Below are 18,678 nucleotides of genomic sequence, written 5' to 3' on the forward strand. Positions count from 1 at the left end.
CAACGTTCCCACATCAGCGCTTTCTGCGTCTCGCTGTAATAAATCCGGCGTCGCTGTTTCATCTGCAACACTCCCACTGCTTGCGCAGTCTCTAGTGTGTTGCATCCACCGGTTGAATCCGCATCCCTAACCGGCCATTCGGCGATCGACACGTCTAACGGCTGCTTGGGGTCGAACTGAGCCCCTCAAAGTCACTTTGCCGGATCTTCTTTGAGCAGCGATAGTTCAGGGGGTGGAATGACAGGTGCAAGGCCTGTTAGATATGGGCTTCTACCATTGCTGTAGCAATTTTGTAGCAAGTGATTGGCCCCGCACTGGGCAGAAGAATATTGACGCATTGCAGCCCCAGGGCCGACGCGACTGTGCAACAATCGATTGACTCCCGTCTCGACCAGCAAAGTGATCGCTATGACTGCGTCTAACCCAAAGCTCACGCCACCTATCTTTGTCACGAATTCGGCGGTCTTGTTTTCCGCCTACGAATTCGGCTGGGGATATTGCTCGTTCGCAATCGACCCTGACGCGGTTTGCGAAGCGCTCGGTGCCGCAGACAAGACGCAAAAACAGCTGCTACTTGCTTTCGAGCTCAACAAGCGTCGCCTGTTGGAAGCTGTCGAAAAAAAGGCCATCCATGGAACAGGGGAACGAATAAGCCTGTCGGCGACCGATCTCTAGACACTACAAGAACTGAAGACTCGGCTAGACGCCGATGATGCAGCAGTATTTGCTGCCTTCCCGCAAGGAAACGTCACTAGAGAAAAGCCCCGACAAGTCGGGGCTTTTCTCTTCATCAACTACTGGAGGCGCGAGCCGGAGTCGAATCGGCCTAAACGGCTTTGCGGGCCGAATCCACCCATTTAAATTCAATAACTTATAAATATTAACCACTCCGATTAACCACTTCGGGACGCACTGCCTAGGCGCCTATATTAACCAAGCGGCCAATTCAGTATTACAAGCCCGTCGTTGTAGTCGTTGTCAGTCCCATCCTCAGACGCTACGAGCCCGAAATAAGCCTTCTGGAAAATATCGACCTGCCTTGATCCAAGCTTGGACTGCTTCCCGTTAGCTTCGACGATAACCCGGACGTGCCCCTTCCCCGAGTTCAGAATCTGCGTCTGGAGGTTTCGGTCATTCGTGCCCGAACCTGTGAATGTAGCACTGGGCTTGGAGGCGTCATCCACAAAAACGCTAACCGTCTGCACGGCAGCAGAATTCACGAGCACCGTTACACCAAACGCTGTGTTTGGGGGCAGATTGAATATACCGTTGCGCTCACCGCCCGTTCCGTCACCACCCGCCTGTGCTGACGCGATGATGACCTTCCAGGAGGTGGTATGGTAATTACCAACGTATGTTCTCGGGAGCGTCGACGAGGTGAAAACGCAATAAGCCTCGCCCTCAACACCAGCGCGGTCATATGAGTCGAGGTATCCATTGTCCCCACAGTTGAGCAGGTAAATGGTGTCGCCGTCGTTCAGCGGTGTGCCCTCATCATTCAGCGCAGAGCCATCGGCTTTTGTATGTCCGATTTTCCACTTCGATTTCGCATCGATCGAAGTTCCATTTTTTTGAACTGCGCCTACGGGATGGATTTCATTTATTGGAGCATTGCCATCAATAGCGGCAAGGACGACCGCCTCATTGTCTTCCAGCATGCTTCGCAAAATTATTGTGTCGCCCGATTTTACCGGCTTTCCGTTTTTCGTTTGGTCAACAGGCTCTATTTTCCAGGTGACAGATTTTCCGCTTCGCTTCGTGGGTTGCGCGGCGTATACAGCGCCGACTCCGCCATTGGATGGCAGGGGCCCATACACGTCCAAATAATAGCCGGGGGCGTTCGGGTCGTCAAAGGTGGTTTGGTTTGATACATACAGCGTGTCGCCATATAAGAGATTGCCAGACATGTTTGCACCCACAAGGTTGTTAAATGAAGAATGATGTGAACGTTATGGCCTGGTTGATGTTCCTTTCGGACGCCTGTAACTTAGCGTATCGATGCCAATGCCTTGAAAGAAATAGTGCTCGAATCCATATCCATCTCCTGATAAGTGAATACGCGCGGAGGCTGAATTTTTGAGTTGAAAGGAGCTACCGTGCGGTTGCCGTGACGCCATGAATGAAGTTGCAGCCCTTTGATCGCGGAGATTATCGTATTCGTCTGACAAAAAGAGCCTATCTAAATTGATCGCTTGTAATTGCCCAAAAGAGGTATATGGAACCCTCGACAGGGTTCCTGTGATCGTCGTGGCTTAGAAAAGTCCTGCCGGTTGCGCCGCATCATCCCAACTGAAAATAATCACTTCCTTTCGCGACGCATCCCTTCCGCCGCCTCCGACCGTGTACTTGATGTCCACCGCCTCGATGTGAAAACCTTCGAACGCCCGTCGGATGTCCGGATGATCGTTGAGGCTTACGATCGCCCTGCCCTTCAGCGATCGCAGGCGAGCCGCCATCCCGACATATTCGGAAAACGGAAACGGCACGCCATAGCCTTCCGTCTGCCAGTACGGCGGGTCAAGGTAGAACAGCGTGTGCGGCCGGTCGTACTTGTCGATATATGACTTCCAGTCGAGCCGCTCGACGAACGTGTTGGACAGGCGCAGGTGCGCGGCCGACAGCGTCTCCTCGAGCCGCAGCAGGTTCAGGCCCGGCGGTGTTGTCGTCGCCGTGCCGAACGACTGCCCCTCGATCTTGCCGCCAAAGCAGTTCTGCTGCAGGTAGTAGAAGCGGGCCGCTCGCTGGATGTCGGTGAGCGTTTCCGGGATCGTGTCCTGCAGCCACTTGAACACCTGCCGGCTTGTGAGCGCCCATTTGAACTGGCGCACGAACTCCTCGAGGTGGTGCTGCACGACACGGTACAGGTTCACCAGTTCACCGTTGATGTCGTTAATCACCTCGACCTTCGCCGGCGGTCGCATGAAATACAACGCGGCCCCGCCCGCGAAGACCTCGACGTAACAGTCATGTTCAGGAAACCGCGGAATGAGATGGTCCGCGAGCCGACGCTTGCCGCCGATCCAGGGAACGATGGGAGTTGCCATATTTGGAATTGCCTTTTCTTTTTCAGTTAGAATTCGGCCCGCCTACCGGTAGGTGTCAGGGCCTTGGCTAATTCACTGGTGTGTCAGTGGAAAGGCGGCCGGGAGAATGCGCGAACATGCTCCCGGTCGCCCTGTCTTTTCCCGCGCCGCGAAGCACGGTCAAAGTGACTTTGGTGCCGTCCGCAATGGACAGCGATTGATGGCTGGCGCGATCAGCGCCTGGCCGTCGTCAGCGGGTCATGCCGCCATCCGATGCTCGTAGTAAGGTCGCACCCGGTCATCAAGAATGGCGTATTGTTCCGCCAGACTGGAAGGATCAGGGTTAAGCCACGCGTCGACGTTCTCCGGCTTGATCGGAACGATGCAACGGTTGTGGCCGGCCGCTGCGACTTCTGGCGGCGGCTCGTCAGTGATTGCGGCAAATGACCATAGGTCGGGTTCATCCGGTATCGTCGTTCGCGCCCACAGGCGGGCGACCAGCATCGGCTGCGGCGGCGTCGGATCGAACTGCAAAACAACGTTCTTCCCGTTGCGGTCAACGTTCTCGTAGAAACGATTCCCTAACGTTTCGGCCTGTCTGTTGTGACGGGGCCGTTTTTTTGTTAGCCCATTCCGCCAATACGTTGTCCTGCGAAGCAGTTCCCCGTCTGACCGACTATCCATGCCCTATATTCAGTTCACCTCGGACTATGAGGGAACGTGCTGGCGAACTCCCTTTCCCTCAAAAGTCTTTCGGCCCGCCGATCCTCGTACGGCGGGCTTCTTTTTCACTTCCTCAAACTCACACACGCGGCCACCAGCGCCTCAAGCTGCCCCTCCCATTGCTTGCGCTGCAGATGATCCCTCCACACCCGGTCGACAGCCGAGCCGTTTGACGGGGCCAGCAACTCGGTATCGGACAGAAAGGCAGGCGCAATCGGCACTGAATCGATACACGGCACCGGCACCTCAATTTTCGCCTCAACGGTTTCCGTATGAACGACCGGCGAAACTGGCGCCGGCGGCGACGTCCCGCATCCTGGAATAACGAGCAGTGCGCTAGAGAGCGCTACGCAAACGATCGAGTGCCGCATCGCATGTCTCCGACTGATTGGATGGATCCTGAATACGCCTGGAAAGCGCGTCGATCTGATACTGGTACGCCTGCGCCTGCGTTGCGGCCTTCGCCTGCGCGGCGATCGCGGCGGCCCTGACCGCACTCGCCTCGGACGCCGCCTCCGCCACCGAAGCCGAACACGCTCGTGCGCCCGACGCCGCCTGCGCAAGATCCGCCTGCGACGTCGCGAGCTGCGTACGAAGCGTGCCGATCGACTGATCGTCCGCATGCGCCTTCAGCTGAGCCGACGCGTAGTCCGAGCGGACGCTGCGCAGCTCGAAGAACTGCACGGTGCACGCGATCGCGAGCACGACGGCGATGAAGCCCGCGACCACGGTCGCGATACGACTGGTGATTTCTGTCATTGCTTTTCCCCTTGAATGCGGCGCAAGCCAGCATCGAGCGCCTGATCCAGCACGCGCTTGCCGCCCCAGCTCGCCAACGTGATCACGAGCGCGGTAAGCGGCGCTGGCCACCCCCGCCACTCGCAAAAAAAGAACGCCGACAACCCGGCGACGATCGACGCGGTGATCACACTGCCGATCTCGATCGCCGCCGAACGCGCCGGCGGATCACTCGACGCAAAACGCTGGAACGTGCTGGCCGTGCCTCCGATCAACGCCAGGAACACCGCCAGCACCAGCGACGCGGCCGGAATGCCCGCCAGACCCTCGGCAAGCGCAGTCTCGGTCTGTCGCACCATCGCGTACGCCGCTGCGGCCCACAGCAGCGCGCACACTCCCCAACCCCATTGAATCAATCGGCGCACGTTATCCCCCGTTTTGCCTGCGTTTCCCGATAACCGAGCAGCAGCCCGAATAGCGCCATGCCCATGTAAAAAACCAGTTGCGCCGCGTTGATGAAATACGCGCTTGCCGCGAAAATGGGCGTCACGTAACAGGCCGCCGACGTCACATAGAGCCAGTGCCGACGCGACTGCGCCCAATGAAATACATATCTGTCCGGCAACCAGTCGTTGATCGCGACGTCTGCGGCCACGACAAGGGCAAGCGCGGCCGTCCCTGCCGTGACGGCATACCCCCAGAATCCATCGCGCGTGAGCATCACCGACGTCGCCGAGCACGGCGCAGCGAATGCCGATACCGCGATGTAGATCGCCATGTACGCGTAAATGAGCCGGGCGAGAGCATCGTTTTTCATGCGGCGACCCTCGCGTGATTCGCACCGATCTGGAACAGCGCGCGTTCGGCCTCGCGTCGTTTGACGAGTCCCGCCAGCACGACACCTCCCGCCATGTTCCATCGGGCGAATTCAGCAATCGCGCCATCGGTGTCACCGGCATTCAGCTTGCGCAACAGCGTCGACGTGTCGAAGTTGCCACTGCCGATGTTGAACACCAGGTCGACGAGCGCGTCGTATTCCTCCTGGTTCAAAGCAACTTTGACGTCGCGTTTGACCACGGCTTCCGCGCCACGCACATCGGCCCGTAACCAGTCGACCGCCATGTCGCGCGTAATGACCATCCCGTAATGCACATCGGGGCCGGTGTGCCCCCAGCCCCCAGTCCACGGCGCCCCACTCAACGAAAGAAGATCCGCCGGGATCGGCGATCCCTGCAGCGTCCTCTGCCACAGGCCTCTCGACTGCAATGACTTCGCGAGCGGCGACGCGGGATCCGGGTACGCGAACAGCACGAGCGTCTCCGCGTTCTCGGTGAGCGACATGCCCTGGTCCGAATATTTAAGGTTCTCGTTCAAACGATGCCCCCAATAAGAAAGGCCGCGCCGATACGCAATCAGAGCGGCCAAAAAGAAAAAGGGCCGCGATAACGCGGCCCCATGAAGGAGAGAAAAACCTGCACTCAGGTGAATCGGGCACTGTTCACGGCGTAGTCGGCCTGCAGGATCGCCAGGGGATCGACGCCCGTCGAACCCGTATCGTCCAGCCACGTGCGATAGATACTGCCGACCCACCCTTGCCCGGCACCCGCCAGAAAGCCCAGCTCCGGGCATGCCATCTGTGCGGATGCCACCTGATTGAGTGAGAACGTCGAAGCCGCTCCCAGCCCAACATCTGCTCCGTATTGCGCGCCATTCATGTAGGCGCGCAATACCATGTTCGACCCGACCTTCACGACAGCGACTGCGAGCTGCAAGATCGCGCCGTTGGCCGGAAACGGGACCGAAACAGATTGCCCATTCGCGTACATCCGGTAAGTGTTCGATGAATTCTGGCCGATGATTGCATACTGATTGCTTGTGCCGAGCTGATACGAATAGCCGCCCACCGCGCTGACACTCGTCTGATCTGCCTGGGCCAGGTGCTTTAACCATATGCAAAACACGAAGCCCTGGTTATTGGCCGGCAAATTGCCCGAGTTTGGAAGGAGAATCCCTTCGTTTGTTTCAGTATCGAAGCCAATGCCACCTGTTGCGAAAGTCATCGTTGATGGAGCCGCGAGGAACGTAACCGCCGCTGCACCGCCGCTCACCAAATTCGTGAACTGGTCGTTGTTGACGGGTGCCGCCTGCTTCGGCCAGCAATACGGGTCGGCGAAATCAAACAGGAACTTCATGCCCGCGTCGACCAGGCCATCGCGCTGGAGAACCGGGAGGGTTGCATCGGTGAAAGTTGTGTCGGTGATTTTGAGAATCAGACTCATTTTTTACCATCCCTTCGGGGTGATGATGCTGTTGATAATCAGGTTTGCGGTCGCCTGTTTGCCGACCGTTGTTTCATGGATGCCATCGTTCGACCACACGTTATTAAGAACGGTGTACTGGCTTCCGTTGACGGTAGCCGTTTGCCCATACCCCTGCGCGATCATCGCAGCCTGCACGTCGACGAAGTTCGCTCCGTACCTGGCGGCAAGCGCTGCATTGAGCGCCGCGATCTGATCCATAAGCGTCTGTGACGCCGCATCAGTCGCCTGATTCCCACCCTGGCTAATCGGTAGGTCACCGTAGGAACTCGTCACGCCCATGACGAAAAACCATTTGTGATAGGACGCTATCTTTTGCGGGATTGAATCGATGTTCGCAAGCGTAGTCGCCTGGTTGTATCCGACCTTGCCAACATCGTTACGACCAACGCGAATGCTGTGAATGCGCTGCCTTGTAGTGGCGAGCGGCACCGATGCGATCGTGGCCGAATAGAACGTCGTGGTCGGCGTAACCGCTACCGGATTCGTCACGTTGACGGCAGGACCGGTGTAGCTCGCGGCCGGTGTGAACGTGAAGGTGTTGTCGACGTTCGCTTGCGTGTAGTGCTCGGTGATCGTCCCCGGCACGCCGGCAATCACAACATCGACACTGAATTTCGTGTTCAGGATGAAATTGCTAAGGCCGGTGATGGATACCGGGCCGCTCGCCGGAATCTGGCCGCCCGCCACATTACAAGTCAGGTTGAAGCCCGCGGCGCGCGCAGCAATCTGATACGACTGCTGGCCGCCAATGCCCTGGTTAGTGCCCATCCTGCCGGGCAGCAGACCCACGAGCGTGTCGAAGTAGCCAGAGCCTACCGCCGTCATCGAGTCGCCCCAGCCGATCAGGTCAGCATAGGGAATCACGCGATTGGCCGCACCACCTGTCACCGGTGAAAAATACTGCTCAGATGCGCCATTCCTGTCCGTCGAAAAGAGGACGTTTGACTGGTCATTGCTCCACGCCGGATTCACGTTATTCCCGGTGCTCGTCAACTGCACCAGTGCGCCTGTCGCCTTGTTCACTGAAAATAGCTGCGTATGGCTGCTGACCTGCCTGATGAAGACGCCATAGGCCGCGCCGTCGAGCTGCTGCGGAGAGAAGGTGACAGTAGGCGTCGCCGTTTCCAGCGCCGCGATGCGCGCGTTGAGATTGGTGCCCTTGCTGATGAGATTGCCGGAGAAATCGAGGCCAAGCGGAACGCGTCCACTGCTACCGATCACCGCCCATGCATAACCACTGCGCGCGTAAGTCGACGTGAGGGAAACAACGCTGGACAGCCCGGCCGCCGCGACGAGGTTGGCAACGCCTGCGGCATTGATCGCAGTAATGACGCTCGTAACGTTAAGCCCCTTCGACCACAAATTGCCCGCGAAATCGAGGCCGCCCGCGACACGGCTTTGCGAATCCGTCCACGGCCACGCATAGTTCGATCGTCCCTGCGTGAGCATCACGTTCGAAGGGGCGGCCTGCAGCGCGGTCACATCGGCCGTTAGCCTCGGATTCGTTCGTGCGGATCCATTGGCGGTAGCGACTACCGATGATGCGCCCGAGGCCGGCCCCGTTGAGATGCTCGTGTTCTGCGCAACCTTGCCGCCCACATCCTGCACATTGCCGATGTCGATCTTGCCACTCGCCCTCACGCCAAGTGCGATGCGTTTCAGCGAATCAACGATGCCCCCGACGTATCCGCTTCGGGAATAGCTGCTGAAGTCGAAACCCGTATCCAGGTAGCTCTGCGTCGCGAACCGCAACTGCTCGACGGCGGCGCCTGCCTGCCGCTGATACACGATCAGGAAATGATCGTCCGCCGACAACGTGCTGAACGACTGGCCGTCCGCACTTCCCGCGACGCCCGCTGCGACCGTCGCAAAGTAGCGGCCGGACGCGGCCGAGGCGTTCGCGCCCGTCTGTGCGCTCGACGCCGCGGCGGCCGCGCTCAACGCACTTCCCGCAGCAGTGCCTGCATCCGCATTTACATCGGCCGCGACCGCCTGCGTCTGCGCGAGGATGCCATCTGCCGCCTGATTGATCTCGCTACCCTTCTGCGCAATCAGGTCCGTCTTTGCCTGCTCGAACATATTCTGCGCATCGGCGACGACCTTTGCCATCACCGGCAGGGTTCCCGAATCGGTGTCGACAGTGTCCGTTGAACCGCCGTTCGCGAATTTCCGGATGATCGGCCAGTTCACGACGATGCCCGAAATCGCATCCTTCAGATTGTCGATTGCACTCATTGAATCTCCGTCAGGTGTTGATTGCAGTGTCAAGCTGAGCGGACAGCGGCACGAAACTGTCGCCGTAGCTCTGCGCGATGTAGTCAGTGATTTCGGCCCACTCGTCGGGCGTGGCGTACGCGGCGATCTCCGCCGCGCTCGCGGCTTTACCGACATAGCCGAACGAAACCAGCCTGCTATCGAGTTGCCGCACCGCTGCCGTCGTTTCGCCAAGCCGCACGTCGGTGATGCGCTGCGTGCGCGCGGCAGACAACTGGACGACGGCACCGTTACGCGCCGCACGGATGCCGTCCTGTCCATAGCCCAGCACGACCTGCGTGACGACACCCGGCACCGCCGTATCGAGCGCAAATCGGTCTGTGCCGAGATAGGCGAACACGTCACCGTCGACCACTTCAATGCCAAAGCCGACGCCGCCCGCATTGACCTCGATGACCGTGTGCTGACCCGCGCCCGGATACTCGAAGGCAACGATCCAGACCCCTTGCGTCGGGTTGAACCAGTCCGCGTTCAAAGTCACTTTGGTGTCGTCCGCTGCGCGCGCGGAACTGTCCGGATTGGAGCCGGCCGACTCGATCAGCAGGCCGCGCGGCGACTTCGTCGCCGGGTCGTAATCGAAACGCGGCGCGTCGGCTGTTACCTGTTCGGGCTGTCCGTCCGCGTTCGTACGCCACGCAGTGCTAGCTCGCGTAAATGCCACGAGATCGCTGAATGTGGGATCTGCCATCTTTTTGTCCTTGAACCGCCCATAAAAAAACCCGCACGAGGCGGGTCAGGTTTGCGGGATCGACGGCTGCGCGTCGGCAGGATCGGGCCATGAGATCGCGTTGGGCCAGCCTTCACGTTGTGGGAGATCGCGCAACGACTGACGATAGGAGCGTGCCGACGTTTCCAGCGCGGCATTGCCGGTATCGATCGCCATCTCGACCAGATTGTCGGCATCAACAAGTAGCGCGTTGCGTTTTGCGCGCCCATCGGCATCGGCAGCCATCGCCCGGTATTCATCGCCGTGCGCCGTCCAGTGCGCTTCGATTTGTTCTTCAGTGGGTTGAGGCTGATCCAGTTTCCATTCGACGACAAAAGCCGGTCCACTCTGCTGCAGACTCGCGTCAACAGGATGGGCAACCCAATAGTCACTTCCCTGGCGGGTGCCCGGATAGACCTTCTGGATGCAAAAGATCATCTGTTCAAGACTGAGCATTTACTGGTTCCTCAGTTGCATGCCATAGACGCGGATGGCGTTGGCTGTCGCCGCACCACCTCCCGATAGACCACAAACCACGTACGGAGCGGGCAAGGGGTTCGCTCCATTGTCTGAAACGACCCCGAAATCGACGACGCCTGAATCCCACTGCACACGCGCACCGGCGTTTGCCTTGCCTGCAACAGTGTTGTTCGTTACGTTCAGCGCGTCCTGGCTCGCCTTCGTCGCCATCGCCTGGTTGGTGTTGTTCAGATCGCTCTGGTTCGCCTTCGTGTTGAGCGCGTTCGTTGTCGCCGCAGCATCGGCCTTCGTGTTGATGGCGTTCTGTAACGCCGTGGCCTGAGCGCCGAGAGCCGTGTTCAGGTCCGTGTCCGTCACGACCAGGCCGAGATCGGTCGTATTGAGCGTCACGCGGACCCGCGCGGCATTCGTGCGGTCCTGTCCGAAGTAGACCTGCGCATCGGTCTGGTTTGCCCCGCCACCGCTGCGCACCGCACGACGCCACACCATGCCCGATTCGTCGTCGTTGGCAAAAAGCGCAAATCCCGCCTTGCCGACGAGCAAGGGGACGTTGACCGTTGCGGCCCAGTTTTTCGCCTGCGTTGCCGCGAGCTGCGCGTCCTGCCGTGCCGTCTTCGCGTCGCCAGCATCCTGCCTGGTGCTCAACGCGGCGTCTGCCGCTGATGCCTTCGACTGTGCCGCCGAGGCAGCGGCGTCGATCGCCGACTGCGCGGTGTCGACCGTTTCGCCGATCATGGGCAGCAGATGCTCGGCATGGCCTCCGTTGAGCATGTCGTGGTCGCTGCTGCCATCGTCCGAATAGGAATGGCCGGTGAGCGGAAAAGTCACTTTGCTCATGTAATTTCCTCAATCTCGAATGCGTTCGTGTAGGTGCCCAGAAAAGGAAGCAGCAACGGGTTGATCTTGCGCATGCGACCGAGAAACGACCGCCGGATCAGATTGACCGGATCGTCCGCGTCCCAAACGAACAGCAGTTCCTGATCGATGCCGGCGGCCCGCTGGATCTCGAATACGTTGCCGAACGCTTCGTCGCGCGAGAGCCAGTCAAGCCCCAGCGTTTGCACGCGGCGACCGGTCTTGCGATCGAAATACGCTGTACCGTCGACCGCGCGATCCATCGTTGTGTCGAATTCCCAGCCGATGCCCGCGCCATACGTTGCGTTTTTCTTCGGCGACCACGCCTGCGAGATGAAAAGACGCCCGATCTCGATATAGCCGTCGACGTTCTGCTCGTCGAGAAACTCGAACCGGACGTAACGCCCGAACACCGGTTCATCGAGCACGCACATCACGAGACCCGGATAGCCCCTGCGATCCTCTTCCGGCAAGCGGCCATCCCACCAGTTCGGATCCTCCCAGTCGAGCGACGCGGTGTTGAACAGTCTCGGCCACACCTGCGGCCAGATGCGCCCCTGCAGCGTGTACTGCTGCAGCCGGAAGTTCGCTGACACGGATGGCTGCGCCGGAAGCTGCGCGGCGTCATAGATCACATTGGTAAATGCGGCGTCCTGCGCCACCCGGACCCGGTAACGTGCGGTCAGCCCGAGGTTGTGCCGCACAATCGCGAAAACCGAAACCTTGCGCGGTACGCCGAGGTCAACGTCGAATTGCGTCGACGCGCTGTCGGTTGTGCGGGAGCGCGCAACGCGCGACAGCCGCCGGTCCTGCAGGTTGGTGAGCGGCGTTTGCCAGTCACCACCGGTCAACACCGCCTGATCGATCCGGTTCGGAAAACCCAGCAAGATATTCGCCATCCACTACCCCCACAGGACGAGCGCAGCCTTGCCGCTCGCAAAACCACTGTTGATACCAATCACCCGGAACAGACGCCCGGACAGCCCGTAGCGCGGCGTGGTGAGCCCCACGACATCGCCGAGGTCGGTTTCGCCGAGTTCAGCCACTGGCACGTCGATGTCGATCTTCATCCGGCGTGGACCGTACAGGGCCAACCGCCGCCGCGATTCCGCGTCGGCGTCGTTCGCGTCGAGCAGCCCCGTATCGAAGCTCAGCGTCTGCGCGTGTGGCCATGGCACCTTGATGGACGGGTCAGTAGCGGCGGACGTCCTGTATTCCTGCGCAAGCCATGCAGCCCGCGCAGTCCCCGCAGTGCCGGCAACGTTGCTCTGCACCGTGTAGTTGCGCGCGTAGCGCACTGAGATACTCCACGCCGGTACGCCTCCGCTCGACGGCTGCACCGTCTCCTGCACGTCCCGCCCCCACACGGCAACAGGTGTGCCCGCCGGCGCATCAAGTCGCCCCATGCGCAGGCGGCTCAGCCGGTCGAAGCCGTACCACGCCCCAACCGATCCCGCGACCGTATCCATCAACGACTGCGGCGTCGGGTTCGAATCAGCCCACACGCCAATCCGGCCGCCGGCTACTGCATTGAGCGCGTCGACGTCGGCCTGCATGATGTCGGACGCCGGCACACCGGCATCGCCGGCAATCGCGACCAGCAGATCGCCAGCGCGCACGGCCACACCCGCCGCATCGCATGTCACGGTGCCAACTGGCGCACTGCCGAGCCGGAGATAGCCTGCGAAGCACCGGAACTGACCGGCCGCCGGCTCCGTCGCCTGCATGTCGGCGGTGCTGGCGTAGTCAGGGCCACGCGTGAGCGCTGCGCCGTTGTCATACGCCGCTGACACGGCACAGGCCGCATCGCTGACCTGATAGATCAGCTTCGAGGTGTTGACGGCCTTTGGCGTGACATTCAGGACAGCACCGTACACGCGCGGCTTGGGCTGATCCTTCAGATCGGCGGCCGTGCCCTCCAGGCCATTGGGCGCCACGTTGTCGCCGGCATATGTCGGCCAGTCGTTGAGCGTCAGATCCGCGAGCCGGTCCTGAATGATCAGGTCCACTGCGGTGCCGTTGGCCGCGACGTCGGATAGCGTGCCAGTCATCACCACCAGCCACTGCGCGAACGGCGTGCCTACGTCGCCGATGCGCACCGTAAAGCGCCGCCCGTCGAACGCGTAGTCCGTCAGCAGGTAGTCGAGCTCGCCGCCTTCGTTGACGAGCTGCACGTTGCCGATCGTCACTTTCGTGGCCCCGTACGTGCCGGCCGCATCGAACAGAAGACGCGAGAGGGACGGCGCCGTCTTGATGACCGGCTCGAACCACGCATTTGCAGGCGTATCGTCCGGACGCGTGACAAAGCCACTTTCCGAAAAACGAAGCGTATCGACCTGGCCGCCAGCCAGGTGACACGCCTCCACTTCCATCGCAATGATCATGCCTTTTTCCCCGGTCGGGCATTGTTGCGCATCACCGTCGTCTGTTCATCGAGCCGATCGGTCTGCTCCTTGACGAGCGCTGCACGCTGGCTGGCGTGGCCTACATCAGCCTTGCGCCGATCTTCACGCAGCTGCACCACCTCGGCGCGCAGTGCCTTGATCTCCTGCAACAGCGCGTCATTACCTGAAGACTGGTAACGGGCGAAGTCGACCGTCTGCACCGCAGCCCGCTGGGTGTCGAGCGTGCGGGCCTCGCTCGCCGTCAGCACCCGTTCACCCTGGTGCAGCTCAGCGATATAGCCATCGAATGGCACGCGGTACAGACCCTGCGCGTGCGATCCATTCACACTCGTCCATCCCTGCAACTGCGCGATCGCCTCGGCCACCGTTTGCACCGACGTGTTCACGTTGACAATGCCCGTCACCATCGCCTTCAGCTGGTCAAGCTGCGCGTTCGCCGACGAGCTCGCGTAGTCCATCGACTGCATGACTTGCGTCAGATCCGACTGATACTGGCCGGAGCTCGCGTTGTACGCCTTCGACGCATTGAGAAAATCCTGCGCGGCGGATGTCAGGTTCGATTGCGCGGTGGCGTCCCCGCCGATCGCCTTGCTGTACAGATCCTCGAAACGCTGACGTGTATCGCCGTACTGCTGCTCCGGCGATGCGGTTGACAGACTCCCGGTAGTCAGCGACGCACGGAACTGGTCGACCTGATCCTTGAACGACGTCAGCGCCTGCGACTGCGTGCTGTACGCCGACGACACCGCCGACTCATACGACGAGACGACGCTATCAAACGCGGGCGCAAGGGCGAGCAGCGCGACATACGAGCGCTGCCCCGCATCCGTCGACAGGTCCAGCGACTTCACAAGATCCCTGAACTGGTCGCGCGTGTGGATGCCGCTATAGCCGAGAGCCGAGAGCTGGTCCGTGACGGACTTCGCAGCATCGTCAGCCTGTTGCGCGGCCGATGTGAAATGCTGGTAGAAGTACGTCGCGCTCGTGTTGAAAGAATCGACGCCACCGGCGAGATTCAGCACCGCACTCTGCGCATCGACCGACGCGTTCTTCAGATTGACGAAATCGTCGCCCATCTTCTGGATCGAGTCGAACAGCGACTTCAACGAGTTAAGCTCGCTCAGCAGAGACGTGATGTCATTCGCCGACAGCTTCGACGCATCCACGCCCTGCAGCACGGCGGCATACGGCGCATCCAGATTCGCCTTCTGCAACGAGTCGATCACCGAGCGCTGCAGCTGCAGGCTGAAGTCATTCAGCACCGTCGTCGAGTCCTTGACTCCATTGAGATCCTGACGGTTGGGATAGCCGCTCAGATCCCCAAAGCCGGCGGACACGAACGAGTTGCCTTTTTGCGGGCTGATCTCATACGTCGCGGAGTACTGGCCAAGACCGTCGACCGATCCCCCAAGTTGCTTTGCCAGTGAGGTGATCGAGTCATACGTATTCTTGATCGACGACTGCACTTCAGTGGCGGCCGGGTCTCCGCCAGAAGGACCGCGCACCTTGGTAACGTTGTTGTTACTGTCGATCGTATAGTCGGCGCCATAGCGGGTTTCACCGCCACCGATCAATGAGCCGACCAATGCGCCGAGCGCCATGCCGATCACCGCGCCGATCGGACCCGCGAACGAGCCGAGCGACGCGCCCATGGCGGTCCCCGCAACCGCTGACGATGCGCCGACTGCCATACCGCCCATCGCGCCGAGCGAGCCGCCAAGCGACGAGTAACCCTTGTTGCCGAATAGTGCGCCGCCAGCCAGACCGCCCAGCAGGCCAGCGCCGCCATACATCAGGCCGGCCGACGAGCCGAGCGTACTGCCAAGGCCGCCGCCGGCCTCGCCGGCAGTGAATCCGTAAGCATTAGAGCCGAGCGTCGATGCGTACGTGCCGGCACTGGCCGCGACATTCCCGCCAATCCCACTGCCTAGTCCGCCCAACAGGACACCGCCGCCTGACAGTGCGCCAGAGCTTGCCCCTGCAATGGCTGACGAACCGAGCGCGGTCGATGCGCCGCCGTACCCCTGAATCCAGCCCATCACGGTGTTGTAACCGTTCGACAGGTTGTTGTACGTGCCGTACGGGTTCGACAGCAGGTTGCTCACCGTGCCGTTGCCGCCCATGCCGTTGTTCTGCAGGATGGAGTTCTGGACTCCACTGCCACTCGTGATGCCGGCAAGCTGCGCGACGACGCTGATCACGAACGGCTTGGCGAACGACTTGTACAGCTCGTCGACCACTGTCGTCTCAAACGTGTTTTTCAGAAACTTCGTGAAGCTCGACCAGCCGTTCTTCCCATCGGTGAGCATCTGCAGGAAGCCGTTATGGAAGTCGGTGCCAATACCGTCGATCGTGCTCTGCCAGCTTTTGACCAGATCGTCCTGCTGTTTCTTTGCCTGCGCGAGGTTATCGAGCGTGGCCTGATCGTCAGCGACACCGTGCAACGCGGTCGCAAGTGACTTTGCCTTGACGATGGCTTCGTCCCAGGACTTCGTGTCGGCGAGGTTGCCTTGCAGCAAGGCGATTGCCCGGCCCTGCTCAAGCGCTGCAACCGTGTCGTCAGCACGCGATGCCTTCAGGTCATCGATCGCCGACTTCGTCATGCCGAACGTGTCGATCTGGTCCCGCAGCGATTGCCCTTGCTGGTTTGCCGATTCGATCTGCTTCTGCATCGCATCGAGCTGCGACTTGCCGTACTTGTCCCACACCTCGTCTTCCTGCGCGGCCGAGAGCGACACCTTCTGGAAGAATTCCTCCACCGCCTTGCCGCCATCCGCCAGCGCCTTTCTTTCCTGATTGGCCAGCTGCGCACGCTGCACGGCGCTCAGGTTGCGGTTGTTCATGCCCTGCGCGATCAGGGCGGCCTCCTGATTCGCGGCGTCGATATGGTCGCTCGCAGCCTGCGCGAGGAGATTACGATCCAGCGTGTAATAGTCGGTGATGGACACCGCCCCACCCTTGTACTGGGCGTCGAGCACCTTGCGCGCGCTCTCGACGGCCGACACTTCCTCCGCCAGCGCGTCCTTGATGGCCTGCACCTCGCCGGTCAATTGCGTGCGGTCGACCAGTCCGGTGCCGCCCTTGCGCCCGGTCTTATCCTTGTCCTTGTCGTTGATTTTCTGTTCGTCCGCGAGCTGCTGCTCGGGGCTCAGGTTCAACGCGGCTGTCCTGTCGAGATACTCGTTGATCGCCTTGACGCGTTTTTCGGCCGGCGTGGCGAACTGGTCGTTCCACGTCGCATACCAGTGCTTCGCATCGATCAGCTGCTGCTGTTGCTCAGCCTGACGCGCCTTCTCGCGCGCCGCATTGACAGCTGCGTCACGCGCGGCAATCGCCTTCTGCAGATCGGCCTCATCCTGCGCGTCCCATTGCCCGATAGGCTGACGCGCGGACCTGTTTGCCAGCATGCGCGCGACGACCTCAGCCGGCCCGGCAGTTGCACCGAACGATCCCAGCGCCTCGACGGCGCCGTTGATCATGCTCTTGATGTCACGCCAGCCGGCGAGAATGATGCCCTCGTTTTTGGCAATCTCGCCGGTGCGCTCGTCCATCGCACGAGAAAACGCCTCGACGGCGATCTGCGCCGCACCGGTGGCATCGCCCTGCTTCTCGAGTGCCGCGATCTGATCGTACGTCGACGCCGTCAGATAGTGATACTGGTCGTTCAGCGCCACGGACGCCTTGACCGGGTCTTCGGCCAGTCTGGTGAAGTCATCCACCATCTGCTTGACCGAGATCGACGTGTACGTGGCGGCATCCGCCGTCGTGCGGCCGAGATCGGCGATTTCCTGCCCCGTCAGCCGTCCGGTCGCCGCCAGCGCCGTCACCGACTCCGCGGCCGTGTCAAACGTAGCCCCACCGGCCGTCGCCGCAGCCGCCAGGCCGCGAAGCTGCTCGGTCGTGACGCCGGCATAGCCACCAGTCAGAACGAGCGCGTCATTCATCGCGGCGTTCTGCTCCGACACCTTGTACATCGCCGCGCCGGCCGCCACCAGCGGTATGGCGATTGCGGCAACCGCCAAAGCCGCGCCGGAGGTTGCTACCTCCATCAGGTCCATCCGTTCGGCCAGAACCATCATCGAGCCGCCGAAGTTTTTCCAGTTACCTGTCAGCGCCTCATGGGCGAGGACGACGACTTCCCTTCGCGCGCCGGCCGTCTTCAGGCCGAATCCTTCCATCGCCTTGCCGCCCGTTTCCGCCGCCGACGCTACGTCGGTGAGCGCGCTGCGATTGGTGCCAATGTCAGCCAGCGCCTTTTTATAGGCTACCGACGAGATCTCACCCGATTTGAACGCGCGCTCGAGCTGCGCCTCCTGATCTGCAAGCCGACGCAGTTCGACAACGGCCTGATCCGCCTTGATGCCGGCGAGCGCCTGCTGATACTGCGCCGTCGTCACCTGGCCCGCCTTATAGGCATCGTCGAGCAGCGCCTGATCCTGCGCGAGCTTGCGCGTGGCAGCGCCAAGCGGGTCGTACTTCGTCGTGAGCGCATTGAGCGCCTGCAGCCGCTTGTCCTCATCCTTTCCGAGCGCTGCCAGCGTGGCGTCGTATTCCGCCATCGAAAGCTTGCCGGTCGCCATCGCGCGATCGAGCCGGTTGTACTGATCACCAAGCGTCGCGAAGGTCGCATTGCCTTGCGCCATCGTCGTGCGCAATGCCTGCATTTCGTCGTTCATCAGAACGGTCGCGCGCTGCGCGTCGATCATTGCCTGCGTTTGCGCCAGCACGTTCACCCGGATCTGGCCGGCTGACGCGCCCATCGCGTCGACGCCGGCGGCGGCACTCTGAGACGCGGCCGCAACCTGCTGCATCGCCTGCTGTGCCTCCATTGAGCGCGCGACCATATCCTTGATACGGGCGGCGGCCTGCTGTTCGGACTCGGCAAGCGCCGCAGCGCCAGCCGATGCGCGCCCCATCGAGGCCCCGAGATCGTCGTTCGCCGCTGACATATCGCCGACGCTTTTCCTGTACACGCCGAGCGCCCTGGTCACCGCGCGCTCGATGTCGTTACCCATCTTGAGCGACGCCTGACTGGTGCGATCAGCGCCGAGCTCGAAGTCGGCATAGTCGAGCGCAACCTTTGCAACCAGGGAACCAAGTGAAGGCATGGCAGTACCAGAAAAAATGCCCGCATGCGCGGGCGTTGCACAACA

Annotated in this window: 15 protein-coding genes and 1 pseudogene; 1 reads left to right on the forward strand and 15 read right to left on the reverse strand. The window is 60.9% G+C overall.

Features of this window, described 5'->3' with window-relative positions:
- The first annotated feature begins 408 nt into the window (after positions 1-408).
- Positions 409-675, forward strand: coding sequence for a hypothetical protein (locus DLM46_RS16475; protein ID WP_165847990.1), 267 nt, complete (start codon positions 409-411; stop codon positions 673-675).
- Positions 676-929: 254 nt separating this feature from the next.
- Here DLM46_RS16475 and DLM46_RS16485 read toward each other — a convergent pair whose 3' ends face one another.
- The 15 genes and pseudogenes from DLM46_RS16485 to DLM46_RS16550 form a co-directional block, all read right to left on the reverse strand.
- On the reverse strand, positions 930-1,907 hold the full coding sequence (locus DLM46_RS16485; protein ID WP_244306247.1) for a fucose-binding lectin II: 978 nt from the start codon (positions 1,905-1,907) through the stop codon (positions 930-932).
- 345 nt (positions 1,908-2,252) lie between these two features.
- The gene (locus DLM46_RS16490) at positions 2,253-3,044 is read right to left on the reverse strand and encodes a DNA adenine methylase (protein ID WP_115101825.1); all 792 of its coding nucleotides are present in this window, start codon (positions 3,042-3,044) and stop codon (positions 2,253-2,255) included.
- A 237-nt stretch (positions 3,045-3,281) separates the two neighbouring features.
- Positions 3,282-3,608: pseudogene (locus tag DLM46_RS16495) on the reverse strand (SOS response-associated peptidase family protein); the annotation flags it as partial.
- Positions 3,609-4,082: 474 nt separating this feature from the next.
- A complete protein-coding gene (locus tag DLM46_RS16500) occupies positions 4,083-4,505 on the reverse strand; it encodes a hypothetical protein (RefSeq protein ID WP_115101827.1) in 423 nt (140 codons plus the stop codon).
- Positions 4,502-4,909 carry a phage holin family protein gene (locus DLM46_RS39435; RefSeq protein ID WP_165847991.1) on the reverse strand — a complete coding sequence of 136 codons (408 nt, stop codon included), beginning with the start codon at positions 4,907-4,909 and terminating at the stop codon, positions 4,502-4,504. Before DLM46_RS39435 ends, DLM46_RS16500 begins: the two co-directional genes overlap by 4 nt.
- Positions 4,897-5,301, reverse strand: a complete 405-nt coding sequence (locus tag DLM46_RS39440) for a hypothetical protein (RefSeq protein ID WP_165847992.1) — start codon at positions 5,299-5,301, stop codon at positions 4,897-4,899. The genes DLM46_RS39435 and DLM46_RS39440 overlap by 13 nt, the downstream gene beginning before the upstream one ends.
- On the reverse strand, positions 5,298-5,858 hold the full coding sequence (locus tag DLM46_RS16510; RefSeq protein ID WP_208866286.1) for a lysozyme: 561 nt from the start codon (positions 5,856-5,858) through the stop codon (positions 5,298-5,300). Before DLM46_RS16510 ends, DLM46_RS39440 begins: the two co-directional genes overlap by 4 nt.
- A gap of 104 nt (positions 5,859-5,962) precedes the next feature.
- Entirely contained in the window at positions 5,963-6,763 is an 801-nt protein-coding gene (locus tag DLM46_RS16515) for a hypothetical protein (protein WP_115101829.1), read from the reverse strand.
- A 3-nt stretch (positions 6,764-6,766) separates the two neighbouring features.
- Entirely contained in the window at positions 6,767-9,040 is a 2,274-nt protein-coding gene (locus tag DLM46_RS16520) for a TolB family protein (protein WP_115101830.1), read from the reverse strand.
- Positions 9,041-9,050: 10 nt separating this feature from the next.
- Positions 9,051-9,767 carry a hypothetical protein gene (locus tag DLM46_RS16525; RefSeq protein ID WP_115101831.1) on the reverse strand — a complete coding sequence of 239 codons (717 nt, stop codon included), beginning with the start codon at positions 9,765-9,767 and terminating at the stop codon, positions 9,051-9,053.
- Positions 9,768-9,812: 45 nt separating this feature from the next.
- Positions 9,813-10,241: an XkdW family protein gene (locus DLM46_RS16530; RefSeq protein ID WP_115101832.1), complete on the reverse strand. Its 429-nt coding sequence runs from the start codon at positions 10,239-10,241 to the stop codon at positions 9,813-9,815.
- Positions 10,242-11,102, reverse strand: coding sequence for a hypothetical protein (locus tag DLM46_RS40330; RefSeq protein WP_244306248.1), 861 nt, complete (start codon positions 11,100-11,102; stop codon positions 10,242-10,244).
- Positions 11,099-12,019 carry a hypothetical protein gene (locus tag DLM46_RS16540; protein WP_115101833.1) on the reverse strand — a complete coding sequence of 307 codons (921 nt, stop codon included), beginning with the start codon at positions 12,017-12,019 and terminating at the stop codon, positions 11,099-11,101. The genes DLM46_RS40330 and DLM46_RS16540 overlap by 4 nt, the downstream gene beginning before the upstream one ends.
- 3 nt (positions 12,020-12,022) lie before the next feature.
- Positions 12,023-13,504, reverse strand: a complete 1,482-nt coding sequence (locus DLM46_RS16545; RefSeq protein ID WP_115101834.1) for a hypothetical protein — start codon at positions 13,502-13,504, stop codon at positions 12,023-12,025.
- Positions 13,501-18,633, reverse strand: a complete 5,133-nt coding sequence (locus DLM46_RS16550) for a phage tail length tape measure family protein (RefSeq protein ID WP_115101835.1) — start codon at positions 18,631-18,633, stop codon at positions 13,501-13,503. The genes DLM46_RS16545 and DLM46_RS16550 overlap by 4 nt, the downstream gene beginning before the upstream one ends.
- Positions 18,634-18,678: the final 45 nt, after the last annotated feature.

It is taken from the genome of Paraburkholderia lacunae (assembly GCF_003353175.1).
Taxonomy (GTDB): domain Bacteria; phylum Pseudomonadota; class Gammaproteobacteria; order Burkholderiales; family Burkholderiaceae; genus Paraburkholderia; species Paraburkholderia lacunae.